Here is a 9,398-nt window from a genome sequence, read left to right on the forward strand (position 1 = left end):
TCATTCCCACGAGATCGCCGCACACGGCGCGATCGTGTCGGAATGGCCGCTCGGCACGCCGGCCCGCGCCGCGCACTTCCCGCAGCGCAACCGGCTGATCGCTGCGCTCGCGATCGGCGCACTCGTCGTCGAGGCCGCGCCGCGCTCCGGCTCGCTGATCACCGCGCGACTCGCGAACGAACTGGGGCGCGATGTGTTCGCGATGCCGGGCTCGATCCATGCGCCGCTCGCGCAGGGCTGCCACGCACTGATCCGCGACGGCGCGAAGCTCACCGCCGCGCCGCTCGACGTGCTCGAGGAATACGGGCTGGGTGAATCGAAAGCCGCCATGGCAGGCGGTGCGGCGTGTTCCGGGCATCCGTGTGCGGACTCCGGTGGCCTCCGCGAAACCGAAGCCATCACTCAGCGTGCCGCTGCCGGGGTCATCCCCACTGGCGATGCCGTTCCGGCCACCGCGCCCGCCCGAGACGAAGCACCGTCGCCGGCGCCACTGCTGCCCGGCACGCCATCCGAACAGGCCGTACTTGCCGCATTGGGATACGGCCCCGTCACCTACGAATGGCTCGCCGAGCACAGCGGCCTGTCCGACGACGTGCTGCACCGCGCGCTGCTTGCGCTGGAACTGGCCGGCCGCGTCGCCAGCCTCCCCGGCGGACGCTTCGTGCGGCTTGACGCGGCGCGCACCCCGCCCGTGCACGGCGTGCTACATTCCCCCGCATAGGGGCGGCCAGACCGCCAACGATATCCAAGGAAATCCATGCCCGCGCTGAATCTCGACACCGATGCGGATCGGATCGCCGAGCGCCTCGCCGATCCCGGCACGTTGCTCGTCGCCTGCCTGTGCGCCGAGTGGTGCGGCACCTGCCGCGACTACCGGACGGCCTTCGACCAGCTCGCCGATGCGCATCCGGACGCCTGCTTCGCCTGGATCGACATCGAAACGCATGCCGACCAGCTCGACGATCTCGACGTCGAGAACTTCCCGACGATCCTGATCGAAGATACCCACACCGCGCGCTTCTTCGGCACGGTGCTGCCGCATGCGGCGATCGTCGAGCGGATGCTGTCCGATCTGAGTGCGGTACCCGGTGCGCCGCACGCACCGAAATTGCGCAACGTCCTGGCCGTCGAAGCCTGAATTCGCGAGCCGGCCCGGTGGTTTTGCGCGCATTTGCGCGCCCTGCCGCGCCGGGCGCTTGCCGCCGTTGCGGCCCCCCTCTATGATGAGCCGCTTTTTACACGCTGAGCCGCCATCGCTGCGGCGTGTGCTATAAAGCGGTCGTAAAAGGGACCCACAACCGGCGAACCCGGTCTACCAACACACACCTGTCATGTCCAAAGCACTGATCATTGCGGAAAAGCCTTCTGTCGCGAACGACATCGCACGCGCTTTGGGCGGCTTTACCAAGCATGACGAGTATTACGAAAGCGACGATTTCGTCCTTTCGTCCGCTGTCGGCCACCTGCTGGAAATCGCCGCCCCGGAAGAGTACGAGGTCAAGCGCGGGAAATGGAGCTTCGCGCATCTGCCCGTCATCCCCCCGCATTTCGATCTGAACCCGATCGCAAAAAGCGAGTCGCGCCTCAAGGTGCTCACCAAGCTGTTGAAGCGCAAGGACGTCGACCGCCTGATCAACGCATGTGACGCGGGGCGCGAGGGCGAGCTGATTTTCCGCCTGATCGCGCAGCACGCGAAGGCGAAGCAGCCGGTCCAGCGCCTGTGGCTGCAGTCGATGACCCCGCAGGCGATCCGCGACGGCTTCGCGAACCTGCGCAGCGACGCGGACATGCTGCCGCTCGCCGACGCCGCACGCTGCCGCTCGGAAGCCGACTGGCTCGTCGGGATCAACGGCACCCGCGCGATGACCGCGTTCAACAGCAAGGGCGGCGGCTTCTTCCTGACGACAGTTGGCCGCGTTCAGACGCCAACGTTGTCGATCGTCGTCGAACGCGAAGAGAAAATCCGCCGCTTCATCCCGCGCGACTACTGGGAAGTGAAGGCGGAATTCGCATGCGCGGGCGGCTTCTACGAAGGCAAGTGGTACGACCCGAAATTCAAGCGCGACGAATTCGATCCGGAAAAGCGCGACTCCCGCCTGTGGAGCCTGCCGGCTGCCGAAACGATCGTCGCCGCATGCCGCGACCAGGTCGGCACGGTCTCCGAGGAATCGAAGCCGTCGACGCAACTGTCGCCGCTGCTGTTCGACCTGACGAGCCTGCAGCGCGAAGCGAACGGCCGTTTCGGCTTCTCCGCGAAGAACACGCTCGGTCTCGCGCAGGCGCTGTATGAAAAGCACAAGGTGCTGACCTACCCGCGTACCGACGCGCGCGCGCTGCCGGAAGACTACCTGTCGACGGTCGAGTCCACGCTTGAGATGCTCAAGGAGAGCAACAACTACCTGCCGCATGCGAAGCAGGTGCTCGACAAGGGCTGGGTGAAGCCGAACAAGCGGATCTTCGACAACTCGAAGATCAGCGACCACTTTGCAATCATCCCGACGCTGCAGGCGCCGAAGTCGCTGTCCGAGCCGGAGCAGAAGCTGTACGACCTGGTCGTGAAGCGCTTCCTTGCCGTGTTCTTCCCGGCCGCCGAATTCCGTGTCACGACACGGATCACCGAAGTCGCCGGCCATCACTTCAAGACCGAAGGCAAGGTGCTCGTCGAGCCGGGCTGGCTGCAGGTGTACGGTCGCGACGCCGAAGGCGCGGACGCGAACCTCGTGCCGGTGCAGAAGAACGAGAAGGTGAAGACGGACGAAATCGCCGCCGTCGCGCTCGTCACGAAGCCGCCCGCACGCTACTCGGAAGCGACGCTGCTGTCCGCAATGGAAGGCGCGGGCAAGCTCGTCGAGGACGACGAACTGCGCGAGGCGATGGCCGCGAAGGGCCTCGGCACGCCAGCCACGCGCGCGGCGATCATCGAAGGCCTGCTCGGCGAGAAATACCTCGTGCGCGAAGGCCGCGAGCTGATCCCGACCGCGAAGGCCTTCCAGCTGATGACGCTGCTGCGCGGGCTCGGCGTGAAGGAACTCACCGCGCCCGAGCTCACCGGCGAATGGGAATACAAGCTGTCGCAGATGGAGCGCGGCAACCTCGGGCGCGAAGCGTTCATGCAGGAAATTGCCCGCATGACGCAGCAGATCGTCAAGCGCGCGAAGGAATACGATTCCGACACGATCCCCGGCGATTACGCGACGCTCGAGACGCCATGCCCGAACTGCGGCGGCCAGGTGAAGGAAAACTACCGCCGCTTCGCGTGCACGAAGTGCGAGTTCTCGATCTCGAAGATCCCGGGCAGCCGGCAGTTCGAGATCGCGGAAGTCGAGGAGCTGCTGCGCGAGAAGACGATCGGCCCGCTGTCCGGCTTCCGCAGCAAGATGGGCCGCCCGTTCTCGGCGATCCTCAAGCTGTCCTTCGACGACGAGACGAAGAACTACAAGCTCGAGTTCGATTTCGGCCAGGATACCGGCGGTGAGGAAGGCGAAGCGCCCGACTTCTCCGCGCAGGAGCCGGTCGGCGCATGCCCGAAGTGCAAGGGTCGCGTGTTCGAGCACGGGATGAGCTACGTGTGCGAGCACTCGGTGGCCAACCCGAAGACCTGCGACTTCCGCTCGGGCAAGGTGATCCTGCAGCAGGAAATCACGCGCGAGCAGATGGGCAAGCTGCTTGCCGACGGCCGCACGGATCTGTTGCCGAACTTCAAGTCGTCACGCACGGGCCGCAACTTCAAGGCCTTCCTCGTGAAGCAGCCCGACGGCAAGATCGGCTTCGAGTTCGAGAAGAAGGAGCCGAAGGCCGCCGCCGCGAAGAAGACGGCAAAATCGGCGACGAAGGATGCCGAAACCGTGACGGAAGGCGCCGAAGAGAAACCGGCACCGGCTCGCAAGACCGCCGCCCGCAAGACGACGGCGCGCAAGACGGGCTCGTAACGGCCTGACGGCCGGGGTTCTCCCGGCCACGCCGAATTCCGGCAGGCAGCCATAAAAAAAAACGCGGATCGAGCAATCGATCCGCGTTTTTCTTTGCGCCGGCGGCAACCGCCGCCCGGCCATCGCGCCGCTACAGCGGCGACGGCACAGCGACGCGCGGGCGCGGCGAACGCGGCCGGCGCGGCGCCAGGTTCGGGTCGGCCGATTCCGGCTGCTCCGCACGCGTCTCGACACCGATCGGCGCAAGCGCCGAATTCTGCGCGGCCCACTGCTCGCCCATCGTCGCATCGGTCGAGTGGCTGAAATGCTCGACGAGGTGGTCGATGAACGTGCGCACCTTCGCAGGCAGATGGCGCCGGCTCGGGTAAGCGATGTTGATTTCGACCTGCGGCAGCCGGAAATCCGGCAGCAGCCGCACGAGTGCGCCGCGCGCGATGTCGCCACCGATCAGGTAGCTCGGCAGGATCGCGACACCCATCCCCAGCAGCGCGAACTGGCGCAGCATCGCGGTGTTGTTCGCGACGATCACGTTGGTCGGGCGCACGCGCACTTCGCCGTCCGGCCCCGTGAACACGCGCTCGTCGCCCCAGTATTCGGTCGGCAGGCTCAGGCTCGGGTGCTCGGCGAGATGCTCCGGATGGGTCGGCACACCGTGCTTCTCCAGGTAGCTCGGCGTCGCGCACACGGTCATGCAGCCGGTGGTCAGGCGCCGCGTGACGATGCTCGCGCTGCGCATCTGGCGCGTGACGACGATGCCGACGTCGAAGCCTTCCTCGACGAGATCGACCTGCCGGTCGACCAGCGTGAGATCCGGCACCACTTTCGGGAAATTCTCCGTGTACGACTGCAACACGGGCGCGAGGTTATGCAGGCCGAACACGACCGGCGCAACGATGCGCAACGTTCCGACCGGCTCGTGATTGCGCGCAACGACCATCTGCTCGACGTCCTCGAGCTCATCGAGGATCTGGCGAGCACGCTCCAGATAGACCTGGCCTGACTCCGTCAGGGAAAGGCTGCGCGTGGTGCGGTTCAGCAAACGCGTGCCGAGCCGGCCTTCCAGATCGGCGACGTGACGCGTCGCGACCGCGTTGGAGATATCCATTGCACTCGCGGCCCGCGCAAAACTGCCGAGATCTGCAACCTTGACGAACACGCGCATCGACTGCAAATGATCCATAAACGACTCCTGCCGCTGTTACAACTTCAAAAAGATGAAGCAAATGCGTAATTCTCCTACGACAGCGGAAATGATGCAGAGTTGCTCAACAAGGCCGTTGTTGACGATAAAAATAGTCAAAAATCCTCGCCTTCTGCGGATAGTTGATCCAATTATTCTGATTGGAGCAACAATTGGGTGAACCTCGTCGAGTAAGCGGCCGAATCAGGAAGGACGTATTTGATGCGACACAACAGCGCACCCTTCCGCCCACCGCGCAAGCGGCTCCGGGTCAGGCTGCCGCCAATTGCGGCGGAGCGTAACAACCTGTTAAAAAGACACCATGGCGGCGGCCGACGTAGCATCATGTCGGCCCCGGCCGGGCGGGACGGGTGCGCAACGTGCGCCGCCGCCACCGCCGCTTTCAACGCGCGACACCCGCTCACCATGAAAATTGCCATCCTCGACGACTACCAGGACGCCGTCCGCAAGCTGAACTGCTTCGAGATGCTTGCCGACCACGACGTGAAGGTCTTCAACAATACGGTGCGCGGATTGGGACAACTCGCCAGCCGTCTGGCGGAAGTCGAGGCGCTCGTGCTGATTCGCGAACGGACCCCGATTTCGTCGCAACTGCTCGCCAAGCTGCCGAACCTGCGCATGATCAGCCAGACCGGCCGCATTTCGAGCCACATCGATCTCGAAGCCTGTACCGACCGCGGCATCGCGGTGCTCGAAGGCACGGGCTCCCCGATTGCCCCCGCCGAGCTGACCTGGGCGCTCGTGATGGCCGCCCAGCGCCGCATTCCGCAGTACGTCGCGAACCTGAAGCAGGGCGCGTGGCAACAGTCGGGCCTGAAGACGTCGGCCATGCCGCCGAACTTCGGCCTCGGCCAGGTGCTGCGCGGCCAGACGCTCGGCATCTGGGGCTACGGCAAGATCGGCCGGCTCGTCGCCGGCTACGGCAAGGCGTTCGGGATGAACGTGCTGATCTGGGGCCGCGAGCATTCGCTCGAGGCCGCGCGGGCCGACGGCTATACGGCCGCCGAAAGCCGCGAAGCGCTGTTCGAGCAGAGCGACGTGCTGTCGCTGCACCTGCGCATGCATGACGACACGCGCGGGATCGTCAAGCAGGAAGACCTGATGCGGATGAAGCCGACGTCGCTGCTCGTCAACACGAGCCGCGCCGAACTGCTCGAGGAAAATGCGCTGGTCAATGCGCTGTCGCACAACCGTCCGGGGATGGTCGCGATCGACGTGTTCGAAAGCGAGCCGATCCTGCAGGGCTACAGCCTGCTGCGGATGGAAAACGTGATCTGCACGCCGCACATCGGCTACGTCGAGCGCGAAAGCTACGAGCTCTACTTCAGCGCGGCATTCCGGAACATCTTGGCGTTCGACCAAGGCGACATGTCGAGCGTCGTCAACCCGGAAGCACTGACGCCGCGCCGCGTGCGCTGAGTGCAGCGGGCCGCGCCCGCTGCGCGGCCCTGCTTCCTGCTTCCCGTCTTCAGGCGGCCACGCGGCCGCCCGTCATCGCACCGACGCGCGTGAGGAAATGCTCGCCGTCGCGCCGCCCGAGGTCGTACGCATGCCGCATCTGCGACGGGCTCGTGTAATCCCAACTCGAAATCGGCACCTTGCTCGACGGCTGGACATACAACCGCCGCTGCTCGCCATGCGCGACCGTGAACATCTGCGGGCGCGGGTACAACCGCGTGACGAGCACCAGCACGTCGCCCGGCGTCGGGTCGAGCGCATCGACCGGCACGTTGTCGACCATTCCGCCGTCGAGCACGGGCCGGCCGCCGCGGCGCAGCACCGGCGTGAACGGCGGTGTGCAGGACGACTGCAGGATCAGGTCGGCGAGTTCGTCGACGCGCGTGCAGGCCTGCGCGCGCACGAATTCCGGCCGAAAGCCGAGCGTGCGCCCGAGCGACGGGTGCAGCGTCTTGCGCACGTACTTCTCGATGTTGTACGCGACGAGGCCGGCGGCCACTGCGCTGCGCGCGCCGAGCCAGCGCGGCACGTGCGACACGCCGATACGGATCTCCGGCGCCGCGGCAAGCTTCGCGAACGGCTCGCCGTAAATGTCGAGCAGCGCCTGACGGTAAATCCGGTAATGCGGGAACACGGGCTCGCGCCCGAACAGGTTGCCCCAGTACGCGTTCTTCCGGTTGTGGCGCAGCGCCTCTTCGTAATAGCGCATCACCCAGGCGGCGTCGCGCGTATACAGCATGCACGCGGTCGCCGCGCCGGCCGAGATGCCGGTAATCACGCGCGGGCGCAAGCCAAGCGCCGGCTGGGCGACGTCCCAGAAGCCGGCCTGCCACCAGCAGCGATTGCCGCCGCCCGCAAAGACGATCTGGTCGAACATCGCGCCGCTCAGCTGACGAGCGCGTAGGTCGACGTCGCGTGAACGGCCATCTTGCCGTCTTCGTCGAACAGCTCGACTTCGCCGAAGACGAGATTGCGGCCCATCCGCAGCACGCGCGCGGTGACGAGCACGTCGCCCTTGCGCACGGGACGCATGAAGTTCGTGTTCAACGAGACGGTCGTCATCGGCCGGAACTCGCCGAGCGCGGCCGAGATCGCAACCACCATCGCGGTGTCGGCAGCCGCCGTGAACACCTGGCCGCAGATGATGCCGCCCGAATGGCGGAATTCGCCGGAAAACGGCAGGCGCAGCGTGACGCTGTCGTCGCCGATCGACACGGGGACCAGACCGAGCGAGCGGACCCAGGGGGCCAGCAGGCGATCCAGCAATTCGCGGACTGCGTTTTCGTCCATCTTCGAAAGCCCAGAAAGCGTTGCGCGACCGCCGCGCAACACGTGTGGCGTCATCATACCGGGAGCACGGAATCTGCGATCGCTCGTTATCGGACCGACAGCTGCCGTAGTCGTGACGAAATATTTTCAGGAATTTTGCAGAAAGGGCTTGCAAGGCCTCAAATACCCATGCATAATCTTTCTTCTGTTGGGGGCGTTAGCTCAGTTGGTAGAGCAGCGGACTCTTAATCCGTAGGTCGAGTGTTCGAGTCACTCACGCCCCACCAGGAATTCCGAAGCCCGGTTAGCGAAAGCTAACCGGGCTTTTTCCTTTTCCGCCGCCGCACTCGCGACGCGCGCCCTGTCGCGGTACGCCATCGCACGCCCGCTCCGCATCGTTTCCGCTAGAATCGTCCGACAAATATCACACAACCGGCGCAGGCACTGCCGTTTGCCCGCCGGCACTGAGAGAGCATGGGACGTCAGACATGGAAGCATGTAACCGAGACGCGACCATTCAGAGAGCCTGGTTGCGCCGATATCGGCGAGTCCGTCGAGACACGCCACTCCCAAGATCACGCCGGCATCCGCAGTGCGACGCACGAACCGGATCCGGTCATGCCGGGTAAGGACGCGCTCGTCGCCATGGCGCTCGGCGTCGTGCTGCTCGTGCTGGCCGGCATGCTCGCGGTCACGGAGGGCCAGGCGACCGGCCAACTGGTCAGCGCGCCGGGCACGGTCGTGCGCATCGTGCAGGACAGCGACGCGATGCGCGCGTACCGGCCGATCGTCGCGTACCTCGCGAATGACGGACAGCGCCGCGAAGTCGCCGGCAATACCGCATCGACCGTCCCCGCCTACGATATCGGCGAGAACGTCGAGGTATGGCTCGACCCCAGCCACCCCGAACGCCCCGCACTGATCGACGATTTCACGCAACGCTGGTTTCCGGCGGCCGTGGCAACGCTGCTCGCCGTCGCCTCGTTCGCGATCGGCGGCCTCCTGATCGTCGGCGGGCGTCGCCGCCGGACATCCGAGCCACCGCCGGCCCGCTCCGCCCGCAAGCACGCGCGGAGCCGCTGGGATGTCGCGATCGTGCTGATTCCGATCGCGATCGGCACGGGCTTCGTCGCCGGCGCCGGCGCGGCCGGCCTGCGTCAGTGGCAGATCGCGCACCACTACGCACGTTCGACCGGCCATGTCGTCGAGATCGCAAAAAACGCACGCTCGACCCGCTCGCGCACGTCGCTGTATTCGGCGATCGTCGCGTTCACGACCGACAGCGGCCGCCAGATCACGTTCGCCCAGGGCTCGGCGGCGTCGCATCCGGGCCTGCGCGAAGGCGATGCGGTCAACGTGCTGTACGACCCCGTCACGCCCGAGCGCGCGGTCGTCGACCGCTTCTGGGATCGCTGGGGCCTCGCGGCCATCCTGTTCGCGATCGGCGCACCGTTCCTCGCGGCCGGGCTGTTCATCGCCGCGACGCTGTGGCCGGAACACCCGGCGCACGAAGCCGCGCCATGACGCGCGCGCCAGCCGCG

The 9,398-nt window shown here is 65.9% G+C and carries 8 protein-coding genes and 1 tRNA gene; 6 read left to right on the forward strand and 3 right to left on the reverse strand.

Annotation, left to right across the window (positions count from 1 at the left end):
• From G3N93_RS26660 to G3N93_RS26670, 3 genes are all read left to right on the forward strand, one after another.
• Positions 1-721: DNA-processing protein DprA (locus G3N93_RS26660; protein WP_206134311.1), on the forward strand; the 721-nt coding region annotated here is incomplete at its 5' end.
• A gap of 36 nt (positions 722-757) precedes the next feature.
• A complete protein-coding gene (locus G3N93_RS26665; RefSeq protein WP_011353575.1) occupies positions 758-1,138 on the forward strand; it encodes a thioredoxin family protein in 381 nt (126 codons plus the stop codon).
• A gap of 193 nt (positions 1,139-1,331) precedes the next feature.
• On the forward strand, positions 1,332-3,929 hold the full coding sequence (locus tag G3N93_RS26670; protein WP_174937392.1) for a DNA topoisomerase III: 2,598 nt from the start codon (positions 1,332-1,334) through the stop codon (positions 3,927-3,929).
• 130 nt (positions 3,930-4,059) lie between these two features.
• On the opposite strand, the gene G3N93_RS26675 is transcribed toward G3N93_RS26670, so the two are convergent.
• Complete coding sequence (locus G3N93_RS26675; RefSeq protein ID WP_206134312.1) at positions 4,060-5,109, reverse strand: LysR family transcriptional regulator; 1,050 nt, start codon at positions 5,107-5,109, stop codon at positions 4,060-4,062.
• Positions 5,110-5,535: 426 nt separating this feature from the next.
• On the opposite strand from G3N93_RS26675, the gene G3N93_RS26680 reads away from it, so the two are divergent.
• A complete protein-coding gene (locus tag G3N93_RS26680) occupies positions 5,536-6,549 on the forward strand; it encodes a D-2-hydroxyacid dehydrogenase family protein (protein ID WP_011353578.1) in 1,014 nt (337 codons plus the stop codon).
• Positions 6,550-6,598: 49 nt separating this feature from the next.
• Here G3N93_RS26680 and G3N93_RS26685 read toward each other — a convergent pair whose 3' ends face one another.
• Positions 6,599-7,465 carry a patatin-like phospholipase family protein gene (locus tag G3N93_RS26685; RefSeq protein ID WP_206134313.1) on the reverse strand — a complete coding sequence of 289 codons (867 nt, stop codon included), beginning with the start codon at positions 7,463-7,465 and terminating at the stop codon, positions 6,599-6,601.
• Positions 7,466-7,473: 8 nt separating this feature from the next.
• Entirely contained in the window at positions 7,474-7,878 is a 405-nt protein-coding gene (locus tag G3N93_RS26690) for a PaaI family thioesterase (protein ID WP_006477449.1), read from the reverse strand.
• 190 nt (positions 7,879-8,068) lie between these two features.
• Between G3N93_RS26690 and G3N93_RS26695 the strand changes: the two genes are divergently transcribed.
• Positions 8,069-8,144, forward strand: a tRNA-Lys gene (locus tag G3N93_RS26695).
• Between the two features lie 187 nt (positions 8,145-8,331).
• The gene (locus G3N93_RS26700) at positions 8,332-9,381 is read left to right on the forward strand and encodes a DUF3592 domain-containing protein (RefSeq protein WP_206134314.1); all 1,050 of its coding nucleotides are present in this window, start codon (positions 8,332-8,334) and stop codon (positions 9,379-9,381) included.
• Positions 9,382-9,398 lie beyond the last annotated feature (17 nt).

It is taken from the genome of Burkholderia sp. Se-20378, from assembly GCF_017104665.1.
Lineage (GTDB): Bacteria > Pseudomonadota > Gammaproteobacteria > Burkholderiales > Burkholderiaceae > Burkholderia > Burkholderia lata.